General features: G+C 60.5%; 27 protein-coding genes. 5 read left to right on the top strand and 22 right to left on the bottom strand.

Features of this window, described 5'->3' with window-relative positions; all coding sequences use genetic code 11:
• Positions 1-199 precede the first annotated feature (199 nt).
• The 5 genes from ATE67_RS20075 to ATE67_RS20055 all read left to right on the top strand — a co-directional run bounded on the left by ATE67_RS20075 (position 200) and on the right by ATE67_RS20055 (position 5,511).
• Positions 200-760, top strand: coding sequence for a recombinase family protein (locus ATE67_RS20075; RefSeq protein ID WP_058803345.1), 561 nt, complete (start codon positions 200-202; stop codon positions 758-760).
• 157 nt (positions 761-917) lie between these two features.
• On the top strand, positions 918-1,727 hold the full coding sequence (locus ATE67_RS20070) for a hypothetical protein (protein ID WP_058803346.1): 810 nt from the start codon (positions 918-920) through the stop codon (positions 1,725-1,727).
• On the top strand, positions 1,724-4,678 hold the full coding sequence (gene mobF, locus ATE67_RS20065; RefSeq protein ID WP_058803347.1) for a MobF family relaxase: 2,955 nt from the start codon (positions 1,724-1,726) through the stop codon (positions 4,676-4,678). The genes ATE67_RS20070 and mobF overlap by 4 nt, the downstream gene beginning before the upstream one ends.
• 250 nt (positions 4,679-4,928) lie before the next feature.
• Positions 4,929-5,219, top strand: coding sequence for a type II toxin-antitoxin system RelE/ParE family toxin (locus ATE67_RS20060; protein WP_039858854.1), 291 nt, complete (start codon positions 4,929-4,931; stop codon positions 5,217-5,219).
• Entirely contained in the window at positions 5,209-5,511 is a 303-nt protein-coding gene (locus ATE67_RS20055) for a HigA family addiction module antitoxin (protein WP_039330864.1), read from the top strand. Before ATE67_RS20060 ends, ATE67_RS20055 begins: the two co-directional genes overlap by 11 nt.
• 303 nt (positions 5,512-5,814) lie before the next feature.
• Here the strand turns inward: ATE67_RS20055 and ATE67_RS20050 are convergent, their stop codons facing one another.
• The 22 genes from ATE67_RS20050 to ATE67_RS19950 form a co-directional block, all read right to left on the bottom strand.
• Entirely contained in the window at positions 5,815-6,651 is an 837-nt protein-coding gene (locus ATE67_RS20050; RefSeq protein WP_160328031.1) for an alpha/beta hydrolase, read from the bottom strand.
• Positions 6,652-7,047: 396 nt separating this feature from the next.
• The gene (gene hypB / locus ATE67_RS20045) at positions 7,048-7,941 is read right to left on the bottom strand and encodes a hydrogenase nickel incorporation protein HypB (RefSeq protein WP_007015761.1); all 894 of its coding nucleotides are present in this window, start codon (positions 7,939-7,941) and stop codon (positions 7,048-7,050) included.
• Entirely contained in the window at positions 7,941-8,183 is a 243-nt protein-coding gene (locus tag ATE67_RS20040) for a hydrogenase maturation nickel metallochaperone HypA/HybF (protein WP_011536540.1), read from the bottom strand. Before ATE67_RS20040 ends, hypB begins: the two co-directional genes overlap by 1 nt.
• Entirely contained in the window at positions 8,183-8,902 is a 720-nt protein-coding gene (locus tag ATE67_RS20035) for a HoxN/HupN/NixA family nickel/cobalt transporter (RefSeq protein ID WP_007015759.1), read from the bottom strand. Before ATE67_RS20035 ends, ATE67_RS20040 begins: the two co-directional genes overlap by 1 nt.
• A gap of 15 nt (positions 8,903-8,917) precedes the next feature.
• On the bottom strand, positions 8,918-9,967 hold the full coding sequence (gene hypE, locus ATE67_RS20030) for a hydrogenase expression/formation protein HypE (RefSeq protein WP_007015758.1): 1,050 nt from the start codon (positions 9,965-9,967) through the stop codon (positions 8,918-8,920).
• Positions 9,964-11,097, bottom strand: coding sequence for a hydrogenase formation protein HypD (gene hypD / locus ATE67_RS20025; protein ID WP_007015757.1), 1,134 nt, complete (start codon positions 11,095-11,097; stop codon positions 9,964-9,966). Before hypD ends, hypE begins: the two co-directional genes overlap by 4 nt.
• Positions 11,094-11,780 carry a D-sedoheptulose-7-phosphate isomerase gene (locus ATE67_RS20020; RefSeq protein ID WP_085997523.1) on the bottom strand — a complete coding sequence of 229 codons (687 nt, stop codon included), beginning with the start codon at positions 11,778-11,780 and terminating at the stop codon, positions 11,094-11,096. Before ATE67_RS20020 ends, hypD begins: the two co-directional genes overlap by 4 nt.
• Positions 11,774-12,043 (bottom strand): HypC/HybG/HupF family hydrogenase formation chaperone, encoded by a 270-nt coding sequence (locus ATE67_RS20015; RefSeq protein WP_007015755.1) that lies wholly within the window; start codon positions 12,041-12,043, stop codon positions 11,774-11,776. Before ATE67_RS20015 ends, ATE67_RS20020 begins: the two co-directional genes overlap by 7 nt.
• A gap of 17 nt (positions 12,044-12,060) precedes the next feature.
• Positions 12,061-14,427: a carbamoyltransferase HypF gene (gene hypF, locus ATE67_RS20010; protein ID WP_230960710.1), complete on the bottom strand. Its 2,367-nt coding sequence runs from the start codon at positions 14,425-14,427 to the stop codon at positions 12,061-12,063.
• The gene (locus ATE67_RS20005) at positions 14,424-15,602 is read right to left on the bottom strand and encodes a hypothetical protein (RefSeq protein WP_007015753.1); all 1,179 of its coding nucleotides are present in this window, start codon (positions 15,600-15,602) and stop codon (positions 14,424-14,426) included. Before ATE67_RS20005 ends, hypF begins: the two co-directional genes overlap by 4 nt.
• Positions 15,599-16,465 carry a NifU family protein gene (locus ATE67_RS20000; protein ID WP_007015752.1) on the bottom strand — a complete coding sequence of 289 codons (867 nt, stop codon included), beginning with the start codon at positions 16,463-16,465 and terminating at the stop codon, positions 15,599-15,601. Before ATE67_RS20000 ends, ATE67_RS20005 begins: the two co-directional genes overlap by 4 nt.
• Positions 16,466-16,469: 4 nt before the next feature.
• Positions 16,470-16,691, bottom strand: a complete 222-nt coding sequence (locus ATE67_RS19995; RefSeq protein WP_007015751.1) for a hypothetical protein — start codon at positions 16,689-16,691, stop codon at positions 16,470-16,472.
• 11 nt (positions 16,692-16,702) lie between these two features.
• Positions 16,703-16,915 (bottom strand): hypothetical protein, encoded by a 213-nt coding sequence (locus tag ATE67_RS19990; RefSeq protein WP_011536531.1) that lies wholly within the window; start codon positions 16,913-16,915, stop codon positions 16,703-16,705.
• Between the two features lie 6 nt (positions 16,916-16,921).
• Positions 16,922-17,920, bottom strand: a complete 999-nt coding sequence (locus ATE67_RS19985) for a hypothetical protein (protein ID WP_007015749.1) — start codon at positions 17,918-17,920, stop codon at positions 16,922-16,924.
• A gap of 96 nt (positions 17,921-18,016) precedes the next feature.
• Positions 18,017-18,328: a hypothetical protein gene (locus ATE67_RS19980; protein WP_007015748.1), complete on the bottom strand. Its 312-nt coding sequence runs from the start codon at positions 18,326-18,328 to the stop codon at positions 18,017-18,019.
• A 3-nt stretch (positions 18,329-18,331) separates the two neighbouring features.
• Complete coding sequence (locus ATE67_RS19975; protein ID WP_007015747.1) at positions 18,332-18,817, bottom strand: hydrogenase maturation protease; 486 nt, start codon at positions 18,815-18,817, stop codon at positions 18,332-18,334.
• A complete protein-coding gene (locus tag ATE67_RS19970) occupies positions 18,805-19,122 on the bottom strand; it encodes a hypothetical protein (protein WP_039330882.1) in 318 nt (105 codons plus the stop codon). Before ATE67_RS19970 ends, ATE67_RS19975 begins: the two co-directional genes overlap by 13 nt.
• A gap of 11 nt (positions 19,123-19,133) precedes the next feature.
• Complete coding sequence (locus ATE67_RS19965) at positions 19,134-19,514, bottom strand: hypothetical protein (protein WP_007015745.1); 381 nt, start codon at positions 19,512-19,514, stop codon at positions 19,134-19,136.
• Between the two features lie 89 nt (positions 19,515-19,603).
• Positions 19,604-21,247: a nickel-dependent hydrogenase large subunit gene (locus ATE67_RS19960; protein WP_007015744.1), complete on the bottom strand. Its 1,644-nt coding sequence runs from the start codon at positions 21,245-21,247 to the stop codon at positions 19,604-19,606.
• 13 nt (positions 21,248-21,260) lie between these two features.
• Positions 21,261-22,223 (bottom strand): hydrogenase, encoded by a 963-nt coding sequence (locus tag ATE67_RS19955; RefSeq protein ID WP_011536524.1) that lies wholly within the window; start codon positions 22,221-22,223, stop codon positions 21,261-21,263.
• Between the two features lie 107 nt (positions 22,224-22,330).
• Positions 22,331-22,561, bottom strand: a complete 231-nt coding sequence (locus ATE67_RS21780) for a hypothetical protein (RefSeq protein WP_168727286.1) — start codon at positions 22,559-22,561, stop codon at positions 22,331-22,333.
• 153 nt (positions 22,562-22,714) lie between these two features.
• Positions 22,715-24,163, bottom strand: coding sequence for a sigma-54 dependent transcriptional regulator (locus tag ATE67_RS19950; protein WP_039330884.1), 1,449 nt, complete (start codon positions 24,161-24,163; stop codon positions 22,715-22,717).
• Between the last annotated feature and the right edge of the window lie 67 nt (positions 24,164-24,230).

Genomic DNA, 24,230 nt, shown 5'->3' with positions numbered 1-24,230 from the left:
CACTCCAGTTTTTACCCCATCAAGGCAATTGACGCCATCTTTGAGGGATTTGATTTTGTGATGTCAGCTTGGAGTATAGCCTAACCGGACGTCAGGGCGGTGCTTCCAATTCTGTCAGATTAGAGTTGGTGAACGCATTTGTTGACGTCTGTTGCGCGGTGTCATAGATTTCAACCTGACAAATTGACCGGAGGCGGCGATGAAAGGCCAGAGGATCGGTTACGTCCGGGTGAGCACATTCGATCAGAATGTCGATCGCCAGTTGGAAGGTCAGTCGCTCGACCGGATCTTTACCGACAAAGCATCGGGCAAGGACGTCAATCGGCCCCAGCTCGACGCCATGCTCGCCTTCGCCCGCGAGGGCGATACCGTCGTGGTGCACAGCATGGATCGACTGGCGCGCAATCTCGACGATCTGCGCAAGCTGGTCCAGTCTCTCACGAAGAGAGACATCCGCATCGAGTTCATGAAGGAGAGCCTTGCCTTTTCCGGCGAGGATTCCCCCATGGCCAATCTGATGCTTTCGGTCATGGGCGCGTTCGCCGAATTTGAGCGTGCCTTGATCCGGGAACGGCAGCGCGAAGGAATTGCGCTTGCCAGGCAACGCGGCGCTTATCGCGGACGGAAACGGTCCCTCTCTGACGATAAGGTCGCCGAGCTGCTCCGCCGCATTGCCGCCGGCGAGCGTAAGGCCACAATCGCCCGCGACCTGGGGATCAGCCGTGAAACCCTATACCAGTATCTCCGCGTCGCCGCCTGACGCCTATGTTCCCACAATGTCCGGCAAATCGTTGTCTGGCGCACAAACCTTGAGGTGACGCCAAGGTGGCAAAAAGCACGTCGCTTCACGACGTCCAGAAGGCGTCGTTCGAACTGGCCGAACGCATGCTTGTCGAAGCCAAATCGAGGACCGGCAAATGAGCACAATCGACTTCCGGCCAAGGCTGTCCGCTGACCTGCGAAATGACATCGAGCGCGCGGCAAAAATGCGCGGAATTTCGGCTTCCGAATGGATCGAAGCGGCGGTCCGAAAAGAGCTGAAAACCAACATCGGACGCGCGGAGCGGGCGGTGGGATTGAAGGCTGATCGCACGCTCGACCGGATCGATAATTTTTTCGGCGAGCTCGACCGCTTCATCGGTCAGTTCAATCATCTGCTGAACACCACCGCGCAGGCGATTCCGAGGCAGCTCAAGAAGGAGTTCGACGGCCTCAAAACCACGATCACGAATACTGGCGGCACGGCCCATTTGCGCGACCTTCTGAAGCAGCTGATCGCTGACTTCGAGACACGTCAGAATGCGCGTTTTTCCAAGCTTGAAAGCGCCGTCGATCAGGGCGCGGAGCATCGTGTTACGCGGGCAGCGATCGGTCAATTGCAACGCGGCAAATTGCGCGACCGCTGGATGGTTGGAGCGGGTGCGTTGGGCTGCTTTTTGACCCTTGCTGCCTTGGCATTCCTGTTTGCGGATACCGCGCCTTCGCGCTGGGTCGCGACGCGACTGGTGGGCGAAAGCTCGGCGCTGCCCGCCGGGATCAAGTTGTCTTCTGAATACGAGGTCGTTCGGCGCCCGCTTTTGCAGACCAGAATCCTGTTAGGATCGAGCGAAGAATTCACTCGGAACTTCAGCGCATGTGTCGACCGTCTGGCGCGCGCCAGCGAGCCTGCGAGCTGCCGGCTGACCTATGATCCGGCCGCAATAAGCGCGGCGAATTCAGCGCAATGACCGTCTCACCCGCCGCGATCTCCAGCGCCGAATATTACGCCCAGGATAACTACTATACGCAGGACGAAGGCCCCTCCGAATGGGGCGGCAAAGGCGCTGGCACGCTTGGTCTTGCGGGTGCCGTCGAGGCAGGGACATTCGCGCGGGTCGTGGACGGCATCTTGCCCAATGGCGATGTGCTTGCACGCGGAGCCGACGGGGCGCGCAACATGGGTACCGATCTCACTTTCAGCGCGCCGAAATCGGTTTCCCTTGTAGCACTTGTCGGCGGCGACGAGCGCGTCATTGAGGCGCATCGAAACGCGGTTCGCGACACCATGAACTGGGCGGAGGAACGATTCGCTCTCGCCCGCGCGGGAAGGGGCGGCGCGGAGCAGATTGCGACTGGCAATCTTGTCCATGCAAGCTTCCACCATGACCTCAGCCGCAGCCTTGATCCGCAGCTGCACAGTCACGTCGCAGTCGCCAATATGACGCAGCGCGCGGACGGTGAATGGCGGGCATTGCACAATGTGAAACTGTGGCAGCACGCACCGGTGATCGGGGCGGCTTATCACGCCCAGTTGAGGGCAAATCTGGCGCAACTGGGATACGAAACGCGCATCACAGGCAAGCACGGATCGTTCGAAATTGCCGGCATTTCGCGCGCGGCCATTGAGGCATTCAGCGAACGCAGGGCCCACATCCAGGCAAAGGCGGACGAACTCGGCGTAACCTCGCCGAAGGCGATGGAGGCCATCGCTGTTCGCACCCGCGATGCCAAGCAACACGGCTCTGGTGATGCAGCCCGACAGAAGTGGGCGGAGAAGGAGGGTCCGTTTCGTGCAGAGATTGCCGATGTCATCAAGGAGGCCATGGAACGGACGCAACCTCGCTCCATCCTCGCAGCCGTGCGCGAATGGGGTGAGGCGCTTATCGAGCGCATCACCCGCGCCTTAGGACCCCGGCCCGAACCGTTGATGGTCGGCGCTTCCGGGCAACGGACTGGAGCCAACCTGGCTGCTGCCTACTCGACAGCTGCTGGAGTGCGGCATCTGGCCGAGCGGTCGGCCAGTTTTGAGCGGATGGATGTCCTCAAGGCGGCGCTCGGGTTCGCGGAAAAAGGGGCTACCGTTCGTGAGATCGAAAGGCGGGTCGATACGCTGGTTGGGGAAGGCGTGCTGATTGGGGGCCGTTCCGGTACCGAGCATGCCGACCGGCTGACCACCCGAGATCTCCTCAAGACCGAACAAACAATCATCCGGGCAGCTCGAGAAGGAGCTGGAAACGGCGTGGCGCTTCTCGATAGGACCATGGCAACAGAGGCGATTGTCGCACTGGAACAGCAGCGCGGTTTCGCGCTTAGTGACGAGCAGAAGGGCGCGATCCTGGCTCTGGTATCCGGTAATAATGCTATTCAGGTCATTCAGGGCGATGCAGGTACCGGCAAGTCGACCCTGTTCAGCTTTGCGGCCGCGATCACGGCACAAGTTGGTCGCGCGCCCTTGTTCCTTACGTCGCAGGCCTCGCTCGTCGCCGAAATGCGCGAAAGCGGCCTCGATGCGCATACGCTTGCCTCGGTGCTGGTCGCGCATGCCGACAGGGCGGGGCGCATGTCGCCAGGCGAGCGGGGAAGGGCGCTTTTTGAGGACCGCCTCGTCATCGTCGAGGAGGCGTCCATGGTCTCGACCCGCGAGGCAGCACTGTTGATCGAGCTGGCCGACAAGGCAGGCGCGCTGAAGCTTGCCTTTGTAGGGGACGAAAGGCAGATCGACCCGGTCCAGGCAGGACGCGCATTCAGCCTGATGCAACAGCACGGCGTGCCGACCGAGACCTTGACCGAAAATCGCCGTCAGCTCGATCCTGCGCTACGCGAAGCAGTAGAACATGCGCGGAAAGGGGATCTCGGCAAGACCTTCGATGTGCTGGGCGAGCGCGTTATCGAACGGGCAGACCCGGCTGCAGCGGCGGCCGCCTTGTACCTGTCCCTGTCGCCACATGAACGGGACCGGACGGCGTTGCTGACATCGGGGCATGTGCTGCGGGAAGCCGTGCTCGACCATGTCCGCGACGGCTTGCTAGCGCGCGGCGAACTCGGCTCGCAGGTGCTTTCCATCGAAACGCTGGACCGGCTGAACCTCACGCGGGAGGAATTGCGCAACATCCGCAGTTGGGCCGAAGGCATGAGGCTGGAGGTGTATCGGGATCAGGCGGGCCTCAATCGCGGTTCGTACAAGATCGGCATCGTCTCGCCTGAAGACAATCTTGTGCAGCTGACGTCGGGAGGCGAAGAATATTGGCTCGATCCGCGCGGGCTTCCTCCATCTGGCTCAGGTGTCAGCCTGGCTGTACCCGGGCGGACGGAGGTGAGCGAAGGGGACCGGCTGATGTTCACCACGCCCGACAAGGATCTCGGTGTCGTCAACGGGACGCGGGCAGTGGTGACTGCGATCGAAGGAGAGACGCTTCACCTGGCGAATGGCGAGCGGCAATATGCTCTTGGCCCGGACGATCCGGCGCGGGAGCACATTGGTCATGCGGCGGTGCTCAACATGCACCGTGCTCAGGGGATCACGGTCGATCGCGCTATCGCGGTGATGTCGAGCGGTGACCGGCTCCTCAACAGCGAAAGCCTCCACTATGTTCTGGAGACGCGGGCGCGAGAGGAGCTTACTCTTGTGACCGACGACAAGGCCGCGCTTCGAGACAGCATCGAGGGCCACCGCGGCAGTGTCCCGCACGCGATGGATCTCGCGCCCGAACTGAGTGACGCTGACGGGGAGGCGTTCGACCCTAAAACAGGCGAGTTGCTGGAGAACCCGGTCCGCGATGCGCCAAGCCCGGCCGAACTGTTCGAAAAGGCGATGGCGAGGGAATTTCCCGCTCCTGAAAAGGAACGTGAGCCCCAGCGGGAGAATGAGGTGGAACGCGAGGAGCCCGACATCGGCGACGACTTCGAGATGGAGATGTGAAAGTGCAGCCTTGCTCTATGCGTTGACCAGCGGGAACATCACTCGTCGACAAGACAGGCATGTTCGGACCAACTTTTTCCCCAGCGTTCCAGGGGCTCCGATCATGAATAGCGGGGTCGAGGTCTGAATGTCCCATGATGGTTCTCCGATGGCCGGAATGGCCAGCGCGAGTATAGACCCATCGCCTCTCACCTTTGACATGTGTCGCGCGACACTTGACAGTCCTGCGGCACCGGGCTAAGCCCGCATGATGGAAATAGAGAGCATCAGGCACAAGGGCCTGCGCCGCTTCTTCGAGACGGGTAACGCCAAAGGCCTGGTTGGAGATGCGGGGCGACTGCGCAAGATGCTCGCCTTCATCGACGCTGCGGAAAGCTTCGAGGAGCTGTCGGTGCCTCCGAACTTCGGATTGCATGAGCTGACAGGCGATCGGAAGGGGATCTGGTCGATGACGGTTACGAGAAACTGGCGGATGACCTTCGGTTTGAATGACGAAGGCGCGCTGATCGATATGGATCTGGAGGATTATCATGGCGCTTAAGATGCACCCGTCGCTCGCGGTCCACGTGGGGGACTGGCTGAAGACGGAAATCGTGGAGCCCGCGCAGGTCAGCGTGACGGCTTTGGCCGAGCATTTTGGTGTATCGAGGCAGGCATTGAGCACCTTGCTGAATGGCAATTCGAACCTGTCTGCCGATATGGCTATCCGGTTTGAGAAGGCCTTTGGCATCAAGGCCGACACGCTGTTGCGGATGCAGACGACCTATGAACTGGCCCAGGCTCGCAAGCACGAGCAGGATATAAAGGTCGAGAAACTCGCAACAGCTGCCTGACATCGCCAACATAACCGACATTCAATGGCAATTACCTGCCCCCTGAAACCCTCCGTTCGTTCATCAAACTACAACATCGGCACCAACAACCGATCTTGGGGACGAAGCCGTTATTCCTCCCCGCATCGCCAAAACGTCGGTTTTCGACAAGAGCCGACTTACGCGCACCGGGCCAACCTCGTCGATTGGCATGGCCGTACGTAGGTGATGCAGTGCATCCCGCGGCGAGGACGAGTCATCAGGACTTACGCAATGCCCAGTGCCTTCGCCCTAGGGGCGGACCCAGCCCAACCATCTCGCGCTTCATCGTGCTAGACTGCGAACAAGATAGGTCTCGAGCTTCTTACGAAACGCAGGGTCATTAGCGCGAACCACTTCATCGTGTCCCAAGCCCTCCAGTATCCACCACTCGCTTCCTGGCGGTGCTGCCCGGTACATGGCTTCAATCTCAGCGGGAGGAGTGTATGCGTCGAGCTCTCCCCCAACCACCATGACCGGAACGCGAACCTTGTTCATGGCTGCGAGGGGAGACAATTTATCCGGTCCAACTCCATAGCGTGGAATGGACTGATAGCTCAGCATCGGTTCGATTGCCACTGCCGGCAGGGTCCTGACGGCGGCTTCGATGCGATTGAAAATGGCCGTGCGAATGTCAGGGTAGACCGACATCATCACAAGAGCGTCGACGTCGAGAGGGCCTCTGTCGCCAAGAACGCTGGCCGCACCGCCCAGAGAGAAACCGATTGCCCCCAGCTTGCTCGCGGGGTGCTGCTGCCTGAGCCACGCGAGTGCGGCATGGGCATCACGGGCTTCAAGATAGCCGAAACTTTTGCTTTGTGGACTGGATTGGCCATGTCCGCGCATATCGATGGACAGCACGGAATAGCCTTCGCCTGCCAACCACGTTGCCATATCGAGCATATCTCGCCGATTGCCGCCGTTGCCGTGCAACAAGAGAATGGCCGGGGCGGTGGAATCGTCAGCCTTCCAGTAACTCGCAGCGATCTCGACCTGATCCGATGTCGTCAACCGGATTTCGGTGGCGGGCGCGGGGGCAGGTTCAACCGACGCGTTGGTCGCGCCAGTCATTGCCGAACCAACAACCCAGATGCCGGTAAGTCCGGCAATCAAAGCCAGCATCCCCATACAGCCCAATCGTGTTCGCCACGTTAGGAATGATCGCCTTCTTGCCTTTGAGGACATTTCAACCTTCGCCAAGGCTGGAATTTTCGAGGGTCTATCACAATATAATTCAAAGCTATGTTAATGTGACCGCTTTTGGCTTGTGTCCGGAAAATCCGGTTCCGGGATGCCAATTGCAATAGCTGCGGTTAGGGTTTGGCAGGCTGCTGCCGCCAACAGAGCCGTCGTTCCCGGTCTCAGAACCAACCGTTGAAACCGGACATAGATTCACGCGGCGGATCATGGGTGAAACAGGGCCGGTTTCGGACCGTCCGGTCTGGGCTCTAAAACTAAAGAAAGCCGCCATTCCTCGATAGGGCAAGATGACGATCTTAGTCCCGTGGGCAGTCCCGCCTAAATGAGGCACCCGCCATCCGCGGCTGCTGACGCCATTGCTCGCAGAAAATCGTACCACGCGTCCATCCCTTCACCGGTGCGGGCGGAAACCAGCAAGACGCGCGCATTGGGGTTTACTGAGGAGATGTTTGAGCGGCATGCGGCCTCGTCGAATCCAACATGCGGGGCGAGGTCGATCTTGTTGATCAGCACCACCTCTGCTGCGCGGAACATGTGCGGATATTTGAGTGGCTTGTCCTCGCCCTCCGGGGTGGAGATAACGGCGACCTTCATCCGCTCACCCAGATCGAACATCGCCGGACAAACAAGATTGCCGACATTCTCGATCAGCAGCAACGAGCCGGATTTCGGTGCGAGTTCTTCAACAGCGCGGGCAACCATATCGGCTTCGAGGTGACAGCCGGCCCCTGTGTTGATCTGGATTGCACGGGCCCCCGCTTCGCGAATGCGCGTGGCATCATTGGCCGTCTGTTGATCACCTTCGATAACGGCAATCGGCAGACTTCCTTCCAGCGCCCGGATCGTGGTTTCGAGCAAGGTCGTCTTGCCAGCCCCAGGCGAACTGACGAGATTGAGCGCGACAACACCGCGCCCTTCGAACCAGCCCCGGTTGCGAGCCGCCTGGCGATCATTCCGGTCAAGCACGGCGGTTTCCAGCGATACACGCGCCGCTTGTTCACCGTGGTGGTGATGGTCATGCCCGTGATCATGATGATGGTGATGATGGTGCCCGTGTGAATGATCATGATCGTGTGAATGATTGTGATCGTGGGTGTGGTCATGATCGTGGGAATGGTCATCGCCGCCGCGAAGCAGCACTCGCTTTCCGGTTTCCGGGTCGATCATCGCGATCTCGTTGTCAGGATCGGTGCATCCGCAGGTGCCGCACATCAGGCCATTTCCTCCATATCGAAATCCTTGATGATGAACTGGTCGGTCTCGCCTTCCAGAAATTCGAGTGCAGCCTTCTCGAGCAGCGTACCTTCGCTCGCCACCTCGAATGAAAATCGGATCGCCTCGCGCTCTACGCAGGCATAGGGGCCGACTGCCAGGCGAACACGCGACACCCGCCGACCCTGCGCGTGATCACCAACAATGGCGACAATATTCCGGGCAAGAGACAGCTCGTGCATCAGGCCGCCCCCAACACGCCAGGCAGGTTGGCGTAGATCGTGTGCAATCCCAGGCCAAGTGCCAGCACAGCCAACGACAGATTCAGCGCTCGATGAAGTCGCAAGGCAACACGCTCTGCATAGCCAAGCGGCCAGGAGGCGACAAAGCTGAGCGCAGCCATTCCTGCAATTGAGCCAACTCCGAACAGCAGGACATAGATAACCGCCAGCAGAGGATCACCAACCGAAGCGACTGCCAGGGTAAGCAGGGCAGCCGATCCTGCCGCGCCATGCACCAGCCCGACAGCCAGCGCTTTCAAGGGAAATTTGTGGGGGTGAGAGTGTTCGTGGCGGCTCGCATCATGGGGCGCCCGTTCGCCAAGATGGCTGTGAGCATGAAAATGACGTTCGCCATCGGAATGATCGTGCAGATGGAAATGCACCCGTGCCTTGCGCATCCGCCAAAGTACATCGCCCCCCAGCAGAATCAGCATGAAGCCAACGGCGCTCTCCAGAAGGGCTGCCGTACGGCCTGTCAATGCCATGCCCAGCAGGATCACTGCAGAACAGATCGCGAGCAGGGTGAGCGTATGCCCTAGCCCCCACGCAGCACCCCGCAGCACCATCGACCGGCGCGAATTCCGTCCCGTGGCCATGGCACCGACTGCGGCGAGGTGATCGGGTTCGAGCGCATGGCCCATTCCGGCAAGGAAACCCAGGGCGATCAACGAGAGTTGCATGGCAGGTCTTCTCCCTCAGCAGATACGCGGCAGTTGCTCGCCGACCAGCATGTCGACGATCCGGCTTCCGCCGAACAGGCTATGCATGACCACGCGCGGGCTGCGCATCTCTGCCGCGCGCCCGATAATGGCTGCATCGCGCCCTGCCTCGGTTGAGCGCATGGCTGCCAGCGCAGCTTCCGCCTGCTCCTCTGGAACGAACAGCACCAGCGCCCCTTCATTGGCGAGATAGAGTGGATCAAGCCCGAGCAGTTCGCACACGCCCTTGACCTCGGCCCTCATTGGCAATCTGGCCTCGTCGATCTCGATCCCGATGGCCGAGGCTTGCGATATTTCGTTGAGTGCGCTGGCCAGGCCTCCTCTGGTGGCATCCCGCGCACAGCGCACACCCGGTGCGGCTTCGATCACCGCTTCCATCAGGTGATTGAGCGGGCGGCAATCCGAACGAATATCCGCCTCGAAAACCATGTCTCCGCGCGCGGCCAGAATGGCGGCGCCATGATCACCCAGTACGCCGTTGACCAGCGCGACATCGCCCGCGCGAACTTTCTCCGCGGCAAGTTCGCGTCCCGCAGGGATGACTCCCACTCCGGAAGTGGTGACGAACAGCGTATCGGCGGCACCGCGCTCAACCACCTTGGTATCGCCGGTCACGATCCGCACACCGGCCTGGTCGGCCGCCCTACGCATGGCCGCTGCCACGCGGCGTAGCAAGGCGACTTCGGTGCCTTCCTCAATGATAAAGGCCGCCGACAGCCACAGCGGTTGCGCGCCGCCGACGGTAAGGTCGTTAACTGTGCCGCAAACCGCAATCTTGCCGATATCGCCACCGGGGAACTCGAGCGGCTGCACTACGAAACTGTCCGTGGTGAAGGCCAGCCGGGCACCCTCCACGGCCAACATTTCGTGGCTCAACCGCGCCTGGTCTTCCAACCCGTCGGGTTCGAAAACCGAGGTAAACACATCCTCGATCAGATCCCGCATGGCCTTGCCGCCACCGCCATGCGCCAGCGTGACCCGCTCCGCTCGCAGCCGTCCGTTGCCAGTGGGAGTTACAGCGTTCATTGCGCTGGCTCCGGCACCGCATCGATCCCGCCATACTGATAATAGGCGGCACATGCTCCTTCAGACGAAACCATCAGGGCACCCATCGGTGTTTCCGGTGTGCACGACCGACCGAACAGCTTGCACTGCCATGGCTTGATCGCGCCTTTCAGCACTTCGCCGCACTGGCAAGCCTTGGGATCCGGAATGCTAGGCGATGCAACGGCAAATTTTCGCTCAGCATCCCAGGCCGCATAGGCCTCGCGAATCTGGACGCCAGAATGGTCGATCGAGCCCAGCCCGCGCCATTCGAAGAATTCCCGCAGTTCGAATACTTCCGTAACCGCAGCCAGCGAAGCTTCATTGCCATAGCGTGGCACAATCCGGGCATACTGGTTTTCGATCTCCGCCCGGCCTTCGGCCATTTGCCGAAGCACCATCCAAACCGAATGCAATACGTCGAGCGGTTCGAAGCCGGCGACCACCAGCGGACGGTGATAGTCGCGTGCGATGAAGTCATAGGGATCAGTGCCGATGACCATCGAGACATGGCCCGGCCCGAGAAAGCCATCGATCCCCATATCGGGTGAATCGAGGATCGCCTTGATCGTGGGGATGATGGTGATGTGGTTGCAGAACAGCGAGAAATTGCCGATCCCTTCTGCCTGGGCCTGCAGGATTGTCAGGGCTGTGGAGGGCATCGTCGTCTCGAAGCCGAGGCCGAAGAAAACCACTTCGCGGTCCGGGTTCGCACGGGCCAGCGCGAGGGCATCGAGTGGTGAATAGACCATCCGCACATCGGCCCCTTCGGCCTTTGCGCCTAGCAGGCTGAGCCGCGATCCCGGCACGCGCATGGCATCGCCAAACGTAGTGAAGATCACCTCCGGCTTCATAGCCAGTTCCACGCAATCATCGACCCGGCCCATCGGCAACACGCAAACCGGACAGCCCGGCCCATGGGCAAACTCGATTTCCGGCGGAAGCATCTTCTCGATGCCGTATCGGAAGATCGAATGCGTGTGGCCGCCGCACACTTCCATGATGACGACTGGGCGATCGCGCCCGGCCATGATCTGTGCAGTCAGGGCCTCGATTTCCTTGAGCAGGACACCGGCGCGAACCGGATCGCGGAATTCGTCGACATACTTCATGCGCCTGCCTCCAGCGGTGCGGCCCGGTCATTGGCTAGCAGCGTGTGGGTCAGGTCCCAGAGGATGTGATAGGCCGCGAGGTGGCATTCCTGCACCCGGTGGATCGAGCCTGTTGGGACCACCAGCAGATGATCCAGTCCGGCGCGGGCCATCTCGCCCCCGTCACCACCCGCCAGGCCGATCGTGGCAATGCCCATCTCCCGTGCCTTGGCAAAAGCCCGGATGAGGTTTGCGGAATTGCCGCTGGTCGAAAAGCCGATCAGGCAATCACCGTGCCGCCCGTGGGCAATCAGCGGACGCACGAACACATGGTCCTGTCCGACATCATTACCGACTGCCGTCAGCATCGCGACATCGGCCGCGAGGTTGATCGCACCCAGCGCCGGCCTTCCGGCGGTCACTGGATGGAGAAACTCCACCGCGACATGCGCGGCATCACAGCTCGATCCGCCATTGCCCATGGCCAGCAGGCGCCCGCCCTGGCGATAGCTTGCGGCCAGCGTGGTCGCGGCGGCGACCAGCTCGTCTGCCTGTTCTGCAAAAAACTTGCCGAACACCTCAGTGTGGTCCCGAGCCTTGCTCTCAACCGAATGGCGCAGGCTTTGCGCCGAGGCACGGAGCTGTTCGCCACGTCTGCGCATATGCGGATAAAGCGCATTCAAGGCAGGGCCAGTGGTCACCACTGCGCGTCTCCCAACGCGCGATCGCCGTCGCGCATGGCTGCAAGTTCCTGCTGCGCCTCTCCCAGCTCGGTCAGGATGCGCAGTGTTTCGGCCGCCTGATCCTCGTCAATCTTGCTCATGGCAAATCCGACATGGATCAGCACCCATGTGCCGATCAGGTCTTCGACACTGCCTTCGCCAATAACGCAGGCGAGGTTGACCGGGCGCCGCACGCCCGAGACATTGGCCACGCCCAGCTTGCGCCCGGCATCGGTGATCTCCACGATCTGTCCCGGAATACCTAAGCACATACTTCTCTCCCATTTTCGGTTTCCGCGGTCGCTTCGTGCAAATGGGCCATGGCCACAGCGGCCTGCCCCAAAGCCAGACCGCCATCATTGGCGGGCACTCTCGAGTGGCTGAGGACGTTGAGCCCCAGTTGTTCCAATCCTTCATGGACCAGGCGGAACAGCGTGGCGTTCTGGAAACAGCCGCCAGACAGGGCCACAGTATCAGGGCCATCGTCTGCGGTCAGGCGCTGCGCCATGGCCACAACAGACCGTGCGAGGCCGCGATGGAACCGCGCGGACATCACCCCAACAGGCGTATTCAGCAGCAGGTCACCCAGCATCGCCCGCCACACGGCGAGCGGTTCAACATAGGGAAGCCCACGCCCGCCCAGCAACGGAATGGAAAAAGGATAGGCCAGATCGTCCGGCTCATTCAGCGCCGCCGGATCGATTGCTGCTTCCAGCAACATGGCTGCCTGCCCTTCATATTCCTGCCGATCCCAGGCGAGACCGCAGATCGCCGCAGCGGCATCGAACAACCGCCCGCATGAGGAAGAAAGTGGGCTATTGGTGCCGCTGGCGATCATCGCATCGATCGTGGATCGCGGCATGGCGGAAAGGCGGGCAAACAATGGCAGGTCAGCGAAATTCATCGCGAATTCGGCCCAGCCCATCTGCGCCATCAAATGGGCATAGGCATTGCGCCAGGGTTCGCGGATCGCCGCAGTCCCACCCGGTAGTGCGACCGGCTTGAGCATCCCGGCACGACGGTATCCGCGATAATCGCAGATCAGGAACTCACCGCCCCAGATCGTGCCGTCATCACCCAGACCCAGACCGTCAAGCGCGATTCCCAGTACAGGGGCGGCATCGAGCGAGCGGCCGTTTTCTGCCAGACAGGCGGCGATATGGGCGTGGTGATGCTGTACCGCGATCACCGGTCGTCCATCCGCGATTTCGCGCCCATGCTTGGTCGAAAGATATTCAGGATGCGCGTCCACCGCGATTGCCGCTGGCTGATGGTCGTAGAGCTGGGTATAAAGATCGAGGTTGCGGCGCACATCATCTTCGGTGGCCGCATCTTCCAGATCGCCCATGTGCTGGCTCAGCACAGCTTCGCCATCGCGCACCAGACAGAAGCTGTTCTTGAGCTCCGCGCCCATGGCCAGTATTGAAATGTCACGCGGAAAGCCGGTGGGCAGGTCGATAGCTCTGGGGGCATAGCCGCGTGCGCGGCGCAGCAGCCGGACCCGGCCCAGATCGACCCGCGCAACGCTGTCGTCGATCCGGTTGGCAATGTGCCGGTCGTGCATCAGCGCGAATTCGGCAATGCCTTCCAGTTCGGCGCGGGCCTGCTCGTTAGTCGTGCATTGCGGGCGGCCTGAGAGATTGCCTGAAGTCATCACCACCGGGCGCTTCATCCGCCGCAACAGCAGGTGATGTAGCGGGGTGTGCGGCAGCATGAAGCCGATACGGTCCAGCCCCGGCGCAACCGCTTCGGGCAGCGGTTCCCCCGATGCGCGCAGCAACACGATCGGCGCTTCAGGCGATGCCAGCAGTTCGGCTTCCTGTTCCGAGAATTCGGCATAACGGCAGATAACGTCCAGATCGCGCGCCATCAGGGCAAAGGCCTTGCCCCTGCGCCGTTTGCGCATACGCAGATCGGCCACCACCTCCGCGCGGGTGGCATCACAGGCGAGATGAAAGCCGCCAAGCCCCTTGATGGCGACGATATGCCCGTTCATCAGCATGCCGCCTGCGGCATCCACGTCGTCCATCATCGAAAAGGCTTCGTGATTAACAGTACCGGGGCCAAGGCGCTCGATCCATGCGCGTGGTCCGCAAACATGGCACGCGATAGGTTGGGCATGGAAGCGCCGGTCTGTCGGATCGGAATATTGCTCTCCGCATTCCGGGCACATCGCGAAACCCCTCATGGTCGTGCGGGCACGATCATAGGGGCCGGTCTCGATAATCGAGAAACGCGGCCCGCATTCGGTACAATTGGTAAAGGGGTAGCGATAGCGACGCTCGAAAGGGTCGCGCACTTCTTCAAGGCAGGCGGAGCAGATTGCCGCATCGGGCGTTACAGCCCCGCGCATGCCATCACCTTCCGATGCACCGATAACGAAGCTCTCGGGCCGCACAGCATCAATTGCCACGCGTTCTATCGCATCAATCCGCGCCAATGCAGGCAGAGCCGCGCGCAGTTCGCTTTCAAAGCGCGACACCGCTTCGCCCCAAAGGCGAATTTCAACCCCGCTGCTGGTGTTGCGCACATCACCGGTTAGCTCAAGCTCGCGTGCAACCCGCCATACAGTGGGCCGGAAGCCTACGCCCTGCACCTGGCCGCGTACCAGAAGGCGTTCGCCGGTCACCGCGCCAGATTCCACAAAAGGACGCGATTGTTGCCGCTATCGGCAACCGCCACCAGATCACCCAGCGCTGACAGGCCATAGGGCCAGCACAGGCTGTCTCGTTCGGGCATGCCCCAGCGATTGTCGCCTTTGCTGGCGAAGTCCGGCTGACCACAAAGCCGGTTCGCCGCAATGCCGGTGGCGCTGTCTGCCCAGCCGAGCAGACGCGAGTTCGCGGTATCGGCCACAATCAGCTGGCCACCGGCTTCAACCGTCGCATAGGGCATGTTCACACTGGCCGCGCTGGGATAGTAGGAGGACATATTGTGATCGCAATGCGCGGCGTCCCGCTGTCCCAGGATTGCGTCGCAAGGCGCGCCATTGTGCTCTGGAAATCCGCGCCACAGCATTACACGATTGTTGCCGCTATCTGCCAGCGCGAGATGGCCATTCCACCAGCAGGCTCCATGCGGCCACCGCATCGACATCGCCGTGACTTCGCCGCCCGCGTTCTCGTCGCGCGTAGAGAAGTCGTGCTGGCCCAGCACCAGATCGGCTGGCTGGCCGGTTTCTGAAGGATCGCTCCAAACCAGCAGGCGGCGGTTGCCGCTGTCGCATACGACCAGTCTGCCGGCCACTTCGGCCACGCCATAGGGCCAGTGCAGGCTGGCCGAGGTTGGACGGTCAGCGCCGCGATTGGCCAGAACGGATTCACTATCCTCCTGACCCAGCACCAGATCGGCTGGCTGGCCATTGCCTGTTGGCACTTCGCGCCAGATCAGCACGCGGTGGTTCCAGGCATCAGCCACGGCTAATCCGCCGCGCCATGAGCACAGGCCAGTTGGCACATTGAGCGTAGCAGGACCGGGAGGCCCCTTGGCGTTGCGGCCTTCGCGTGAGAAACTCGGCTGGCCGATCAGAATGTCGGCAGGCTCATTGTCCGATTGTGGAATTTTTCGCCATCCCAGCAGCCGATGATGCCCGGTATCCGCGACCCACAATGTTCCATCAGGATGCAGGCAGACACCGCGCGGCCCGAACAGGCTTGCAGCGGCGGGAGACAGCGGCGTTGCAATGTCGCCGGGCGACCACCCGAGCACAACGCGCGGCCCGCCTTCTTCCAGCAGCGGTGCCCCCGCGATTTGCGTCCCTTCGGCTTTGACCGGACGGAAGGAGGGCGCGAGCGATACTTTCATCGCGTCAGCCTCAGTTCGATGGCGTCCCCTCGGACGCGTACGGCATGAGGTTGCAATTGCACTTCCGGTGCCGTCAGGCATTCACCGCTTTCGAGCGCATAACGGAAACCATGGTGCGGACAGGTGATGAAGCCATCGGTAATTTCCGCCTGGTCCATCGGCATGCCAAGATGCGCACAGGCGTTCTCGAAACAGGTAACCTTGTCCCCGAAGCGCGAAAGAAGCAGCGAACGCCCTTCCAGCTCCAGGACAGAAGTCGTCCCGTCGGGCAATTCAGTCAGTTGCAGCGCGTGGAGCCAGCCTTCATGCTCATGCGCGGCGAAGGGAGAGGTGAAATGCACCGTGTCACCGCCGCCGCCACCCAGCCCCTTGGCCTGTTTGACTTCGCGGATTTCGGGCACTTGCTCAGTGATCGCTTTCTTTACCCCGGCATAGAAAGTCAGCGCCGAAGCGGGACATCCATCACAGGCCCCCAGAAAACGGACCACTGCCTTGTCGCCAGATACTTCGACCAGTTCGGCATCGCCGCCATGGCCGGCCAGCGTCGGGCGCACCGTGGCAAGCGCGGCATCGACCCGCTCGAACAGGCTGGCCTTGAGGATGCCATGGCGGCGGAGCACGCAATAGACCACCTCGTCCGCCGCCGCCTGACGCAAAGCCTCGGCTGCGCCGGGCAGCTCACGCAGCGACCGGATCAGGCGACGGAAGGCTTCGGCATTGAGCGCGTCAAGCGCCGCTGCCCGTGCCTGCGCACCATTGCGTGCACCTTCTTCCCAGTTCTCTGCCAGCGCTTCCAGCGCGGTCAGATCCCCCAGCAGGCGGGAAAGCGTTGGCTCGGGCCGCTGGGGATCCGCCTCTGACATCGGATCAGGCGTACTTGATGTTCCGGTAGAGGTAAGGCTGAAGCAAGCCGCCCACCAGGCCCCCGGCAATCGCCGCTCCCCATAGTGGTGCAACCATGCCAACCAATACAGTTGCAACGGTAGCTGCGGCAGCCCCGGTCACAAGTAGACGGATGGCGAGGGCCGTATCCTGGAACAGCTTGCCCTGAAAAAACAACTTGGTTGAACTGAAAACCATATCAAACATGGTAGTCTCCCTCAGGCCGATTGCATGAAAAACAGCACGGCGAGTCCCATGACTACACCGGGAACTCCGGCGAGCAGGCCGTATAGCCCGCCCAGTTGGGCTGCCAGTTGCTTGCCCAGCGCAGCCCCGCCAATCTTCAGGCCCGAGAGCGCGCCGCCGACAAGAGCCCCTGCTATTCCGGCCACTAGGGCCAGCAGTAAAATTACGAGCAAATTCACCTCCATTGTTCTCTAAAATCCGCCGTTGGCGCGCGAGGGTTCGCCGCGCACTGCCATTTCAAGTTCGATGATCGTTTGCGCCGCGCTCTCGGCCCGGTCCTGCGCTCCGGAAGCGGCAAATATTTCGCGCGCTTCGCGCAGCAGCTTGATCGCCTGCGCGATGTTGCGTGGATTGCCTGCTTCTCCGTCTTCCGGATCGTCAGGGAGGTTGCAAAGGCAATTGGCCTTGTTCGCTATGGTGTTGGCATATTCAAGCGGAGTGTTGTCCCGCTGGCGCACCTTCAACGCCTCGTCATAGGCCTCCAGCGCACGGAAACCGTTCTCGACCCGGTGGCTCGATGATGCATATTGCAGCGCATTGCCCAGATTGTTCTGCAGCATTGCATATTCCATCGGCTGATCGATCAGATTGACCGCCGAAAGTCCTTCTTCAAATGATTGCACCGCCAGCGCTTCGCTGATCTTGCCGCTTTCGCTCGTAATCGGAACGGAGAGGAAGGCGGTCGCCAGATTGTTGTTCAGAATGGCATATTCGCGTGGATGACGCAGCTTGTTGAACGTCCGCAGCGATCGCTGATAGGCGGATATTGCATCTGTAATTCGTGCCATGCCTGCGCCTGCAAGAGTCTGCAGGGCGAGGCCAAGGTTCATTTCCGCTTCAGCCACCTCTTCGCCGCTGCCTCCCTCCGCCAGGACCGGTGTTGCCTGTTTCAGCAAGTCACGAGCCTGTTCGATCGGTGCGGCAATTTCGGAAGGAATTGCCATGAGCGCCGTGGCCATTCGCGCACGAATCCGGGCAGTCAGCAGTGCATCCTGGTCTCCGCACTGATGGATTGCCTGTTCATAGAGTTCGATGGCTGCCAGCAGGTCGTCGGCTTCCTTCGGCCGCTGTTGCAGACCCATGGCAATTTCCATGAGCATTTCGGCTTTCTCGATAACCGAAGCGTCACTTTCCTCCACCACCTTCAAGGCGGCCGCCAGCTGATCCTCTGTGCGACTGAGCGCAACCATCCCGACTCTCCCCGGCCTCCCCTTGATCGGATTCGGGCCTGCAGCCCTTAAAACGAGCGCCGGGTAAATTGTCTACCAGTTTTTCGTTATGTAAACTTAGTTATCAGTTACGGGGAGGTCCGCAAGAAGCGCCGCATCTCCGCTTGACCACCTTACGGGGACGTCCTGCGCCTCGAAGTCGGCCAGGCCGTGCGCCTCGAACACATCGAAAGCGCCAACTACCCGATCACCCTGAGCATTGCGTTGTTTCAACAGCGCTCCTCCGGCCGCCGCGTGAAACACCGGCAAAATCCGCAAGGTCGCGCCATCGATCAGCACCGCAACTGCATCGATGCCCGAGAAATAGGTAGCGACCAGGCCTGCGGGAAACCGGATCGTCCCGCGCGCGACCGAGATGGTCTGCTCCATGACTTAAGCCTCGGGGGCGATGACGAGCCGCGCCGCGATCTTGGCCGCCACCTTCTCGACCGCTGCAACTACCGGCCCGGAAAGCTCGGTGGCATAGTCCAGCGTCTGCGCTTCGATCAGATAGACTTGCACATCAGAAGGGAAGTCATCGCCAAAGATCTTGCGTCCCACAAACAGGGCGTTGTCCCAACGGAACGCGTGAAGACCCACGCCATGGACCGGTTCTGCCGCCAGCACATCGCCGGGAACCTCGTAGATAGCCCCCGGCTTGCCTTCGGGCTCCCTTGCATCGATCACGATAAGCTGCTGCGCCCCGCGCGCACGGTACATCACTGCCATCCCATCAGTGCCGGCATCCAGCAGCGCTACATCAGACGGCAAATCTTCAGCAGCAAGCCGGGCGATGACGGCCGGACCAGCCCCGTCATCACCGCGATTGATATTGCCGCAGCCAATGATCGCAGTGGCAGGTGCGTCTAAATTCGCCACAGGCGGCACGACCACTCGGGTTCAACCGGCAGCATAAGTTCAGGCAGATCACAGAAACGGCGCTTGATAAGGTAATACATGCAGGTTTCGCAGGGCTGTTCCAGTTCATCAGCCGTGATGGTGTGATCTGTAAACCCGGCAATCACAAGTTTGGAAGCAAGGTCCTTGCCTTCCGATTGCAGGCGGGACACGATCGCGTTGACCTGCGCGGAGTCTTCGGCTCTGGGGAAGACTTCGGTTTCAAGGCCGCCAGCCAGAAGACCCGCGATCTCCCGCCGTAGGGTTTCGTCTGCATCAGTGGCCATGCGCAACTCCTTCAAATGCGCCAGAGGCGACACCACCATTCGGGCTCGGCGGGCAAGCTTAGCTCCGGCAGGTCACACCAGCGCCTGTGGACCAGATAATACATGCATTCCTGACAGCGCATCTCGTCTGCCCCGTACGGGCGAAGCAACCAGCCGGAAATGTCGAGCTTGGCCCTTAGATCATCCGGGTCGAGCGCCCTTAACTCGTCAAGAATGCCTGAAAACTCGCGGTCGGTTTCGGGAAATGGCTCAACCTGCGTTTCCAGCCCTTCGTTGAGATAATCCTCGATCATGCGCAGAAGTGTCGCATGATCGGCCTCTGAAGGCACCACGCCATACCGGGACAGGAGCCATTCGCGCTGGCGCTGCAATTCGGTGTTGTCGCCAGTCATTCCGGCGCATTCTCCCAACGGGTTGTTATTCTATTCGCAGCCTCGGGTGGGAGACACCTCACAGCGTCCTCCCACCCGGCGGCCCGATATCAAGCTGTGCGGAAGCGCGCCAGTTCCTCGCCCGTTTTCGCATCGTGTGCGTGGACCGTACAAACCAGGCAGCTGTCGTAGGAACGGCAGACATGTCCGACTTCAACCGGATCGGCAGTATTTGTAATCGGGGTGCCGATGAGTGCCTCCTCGATCGGTCCCAACTCGCCATTGCTCGCACGCGGGCCGACATTCCATGTGGTCGGAGCGATGATCTGGTAATTGTGGATCTTGCCATCGCGCACGTCGATCCAGTGGCACAAGGCGCCACGCGCAGCCTCGGTCGCGCCCCATCCCTGGCCATCGCGCTCAGTAGGCTTGATGTACCATTCATCGTTGAGACGGAACTCGCGCAGGATGCGTTCGGCTTCGCGGTATAGCTTGCACAGCTCATGCAGGCGGGCGAAGTGGCGCAGGTAGGTCGAAGCGCCGCCAAGCTTGCGATACATGTCGAGCACCAGTCCATCACTGTGTTGCCAGGCCTCGCCATGATCGCCACCAGCGATCAGCTGCCGCGCGAGCGGGCCGGCCTCAAGACGACCATGTTCGGCGTGGCGAACGGCAGTCGACCAGCTGTATTTGCCATCAGTATCGATGTCGTTTTTCGCGATTGGCATCGTCGTCCGGTCGAATGGGTGGATATCGTCCCCTTCGTTGTACCACGCGCGCTGCATGTCCTCGCGGACATTGCCCTGATCCATCAGCTTGAACGCGCCGCTGGCACCGTCGAACGTCCCCGATTTCATGATCACGGCGCTGTTGCGGCCTTCAATCGTGGGGTTGTTGTAACGGTCTTCATGCGGGAGATAGCCCCACGAGATGAACTTGCCGTGGCCAGTGCCATATTTCTCCAGTCCGATGTCGAGCGACATGCGGATAAACATGCCGAGATCGGAATTCGCGTGTTCCGGCCGCTCATCAAGCCACGCCATCAGTTGATCGTACGTGGTGATTTCCTCATAGCGCTCCATCGAGCAACCAAGGAACAACGGTTCGATCCAGTTGCGGCGGAAGTGCTCCAGGATCGACCAGGCGCGGGTCACGTCGGTCAGGGTCGGGGCGCACATCACGCCGCCAGGAACCATGAAGGAAGAATGCGGCCACTGCCCGCCAAGCAGGGCATAGATTTCTACCGGGCGGCCCGAAATGGTCACACCCGCTTCATAGGAGGTCCCTGTGAAGGGCGCATAGCGCTTCACCGCTTCTTCGTAGAACTTGGACTTCGCATAGTTCTGGTTGGTGTAGTCGATCATGAACAGACCATAGTGATGTCGCGGGATTGACTGGAGTGTTTCGACGATTTGCCCGAGATTGCGGGCAAGGATCGCGTTACGCGGAACGGTGGTACCCCAGGCGGAATCGAGTGCCCAGGCAGCACAGGACAGGTGCGAGGCACCGCAGATGCCGCAAGCACGAGGCGTAACGACAAGCCCGGCCTGTGGATCCTTGTTCTTGAGGATGACTTCGAAGCCGCGGAACATTTCCGCTTGCGTCCATGCATTGGTGACGATCCCGTTCTCGATGTCGACGCGGACATCAAGGTCGCCCTCCACCCGGCCAACGGGCGAAATGTCGAGGGTTTGTGTAGCTGCCATTGTAATTCTCCCGAAATTCTGTGTGCGGCGCGCTTCGCTGCGCGCCATGAACCCTCATGAATCAGACGACGAAGATATCCTCTTCGGCCCACGCCGGAGCCGCACCCTTGGCGGCAGCTGTGAGCTTGACGTAGCCGGTACGATCAACCCCTAGCGGCAGATCCTTCGGCACGCCCATCACAGTCTGGGTCTTGAAGACAGTTCCTGGGGCGAGATCGAAGAAGGGGAATTCCGGTTCCGTACAGCCAAGGCAGGGCATGCCAGCACGGGTCTTGGACGAAACGCGGTTCCACAGAATGCGGTTGCAGGGGCTGTGAGTCATCGGGCCGCGGCACCCCAGATCGTAATAGAGGCAGCCCTTGCGCTGACCGAAGGCCGTGGTCGAGACCTTGTAGGCGAAGTGCATGTTGCGGGTGCAGCCCGTCTGCGTGAAGCTGGAGAAGAAGGTCTTTGGCCGATGGAATTCGTCCAGCGTCAGGTCGCCCGCGCGGCCCGTGGCAACGGCGACAAGGATCTGCGTTACCCAGTCAGGGTGAGCGGGGCAGCCGGGAATATTGATGACCGGAAGGCCAGCCTGAGACGTGAAGCCTTCGCCCAGCGCTCCACCCTTGGCCCGCTTGAGGAACTGCAAGCCTTCGCTTTCAGACGGGTTCGGCGCCGTTGCCGGGATGCCGCCCCAGGTGGCGCAATCGCCGATTGCCACAACAAATTGCGCCTTGGCAGAAAGATCTGCCACCCAGTCTTTCATCGGGCGGCCACAGAAGCGATTCCATTCGCCGGTACCGTTGGGCGCATTGATGACGCTGCCTTCGAACACGAAAATGTCGAGCGGGATTTCGCCGGAAAGGCACTTTTCCATCATGACTTTGACATTCTCACCCAGCTCGAGGCCAAGCGAGGGATGCCAAAGGACATTGATGCCAAAATCCGTCACCAGATCGCATGCGCTGGGCTCCTCGGCATTAAGGAAGGACATGGTGTTGCCAGAGCACGCACCGCCTTGAAGCCACAACAGATTCGCCATTTCTCAGTCTCCCAACTTCCCGGCGGAGTGCCCGACCGGCCAAATGCCCCTGCGGGCTATGGGAGGACATTAAGCATGATTCGTGCCAGAAAAATAATAAAGCATTTTCAGTATTTTATGATGAAGCTCATATTTTCGGCGAAGAAAATGCAAAGAAACTTTGCACGCACTCCTTGAAACATTCTTTGCAGTCGGAGCCGCAGGAGGTGCGTATGCCAACCGTTCAGGCTAGCCGTGCCGGTTGCCGCAGACCGGGCATTCAACTTCGCCGAACGCCGAATACCAGATGCCTTTGCAGCGCCCGCACCAATGGCCATGCGCACCAGAAAGTCCTGCACCCGCTGTTCGCGTCAGTTTTGTCGAGCCGAGGTCTTGTGGCGCCTCTTGCCCCGGATAGGGCATGCGGGAAAAACGCAAGCGAACAACATTGTCCCGGTCTGCCATTTCACTGCCACTCCCGTTCCTGCTCCTGCTCCTGCATGAGACCAACGTCAGCCATCATGCAGACCGTAGCGCTTGATCTTGTTGGCCAGGCCCACGCGGGATAGCCCCAGCGCGTCGGCAGTCTTGCTCTGGTTCCAGCGAAAACGGGTGAGTGCACCTACCACGACCCGTTGCTCCAGACGCTCGACCATCTCCTTGAGTGTGCCGCCTTCCATTTCCGCCTGCTGGCCGACATCCGGGGCAACAACGAGATTATCAAACACGGCCGAAAGGTTACGCTCTGTAATGTAACCACCATTTTCAGCCAGCGCCACCGCGCGCCTGATCTCGCTTTCCAGTTCCCGGACATTGCCTGGATATTGATGAGCCTGCAGCCTGTCGAGCGCACTCTGCGTAATGCCAATTACCCTGCGGCCGACTACTCCGGCATATTTCTCGATGAAGAAATCTGTAAGAACAGGAATATCCTCCCGCCTGTCTCGCAGCGCCGGGATGCTCAGCGAAAAGCCTTTGAGACGATAATACAGGTCACGCCGAAATTCGCCTTTTTCGACCATTTCCAGAAGCGGCCGGTTCGACGCCGCAATGATCCGGACATTGGCATGCAACAACTTGTCCGACCCTAGCGGTTTAACCTCGCCATTCTGAAGGAAGCGCAGCAGGCTGACCTGGAAACTCGGCGAAACATCTGAAATTTCGTCAAGGAACACCGTTCCGCCATCTGCGGCACGGAACAGCCCAAGCCGGTCTGCGGTGGCTCCGGTGTAAGCCCCCCGCACATGTCCGAACAATTCGGAATGGAGCGTGGAATCCAGCATACCGCCGCAATTCTGTACATGGATCGGAGAATCGACACGTGTAGAGTTGAAATGGATCGCTCGCGCCAGCAGTTCCTTGCCCGTCCCGGTGTCGCCCTCGATGAGGACTGGCAGATCGGTAACCGCCGCCTTGCGCGCTTCAACGATCAAATCAGCCATCTTGGCGCTGGCATAAACGAGCTTCTCGAATTGCGAGTAACCGCCCTTGACTGACATATCCACGCGTTCCTCGAAGATCTGGTCATCGACCGAAATCTTCAGTTCACGCGAAAGAAGGCGATGGCGTCGCGAAAGTTCGTTCATTTCCAGGCTGCGCTTTACCATGAGCGCAATCTGATGAGGTGTTAGCGGCTTGAACAGATAGAGATAGGCGGCAGAGCGACGGACTGCCTCGCTGTCAGCTTCGTCGCGATTCTGCGAAGAGACCGCAATTCGACAAACCCCCGGATGTGACACGCGCGCGCGTGTCAGTATGTTGTCCTGGGCATCGTCCACCGTGTCGAGATCGCAAAGCAAGAGGTGTACTTCGATGTCGTTGAGCCGCTCCTGCGCGGCCTTGCCGTCCTCAGCTATGACCAGCCGGTAATCTGCTCGCTCCTTCAGCCCAGCTCGCGCCGCGCTGATCAGCGCATCGTCGCGCGAAACAACAAGGATCGTCAATTCCCCGGCCAAATGCACCTCCCAACATGCAGCGGACCGCAACTGCTACTGCCAGTCGCGACCGATGTGCAAGGAAAGTTTGCAT

It is taken from the genome of Sphingopyxis sp. H050 (assembly GCF_001468265.1).
GTDB lineage: Bacteria > Pseudomonadota > Alphaproteobacteria > Sphingomonadales > Sphingomonadaceae > Sphingopyxis.
This window is presented reverse-complemented; position numbering and strand designations above follow the sequence as displayed.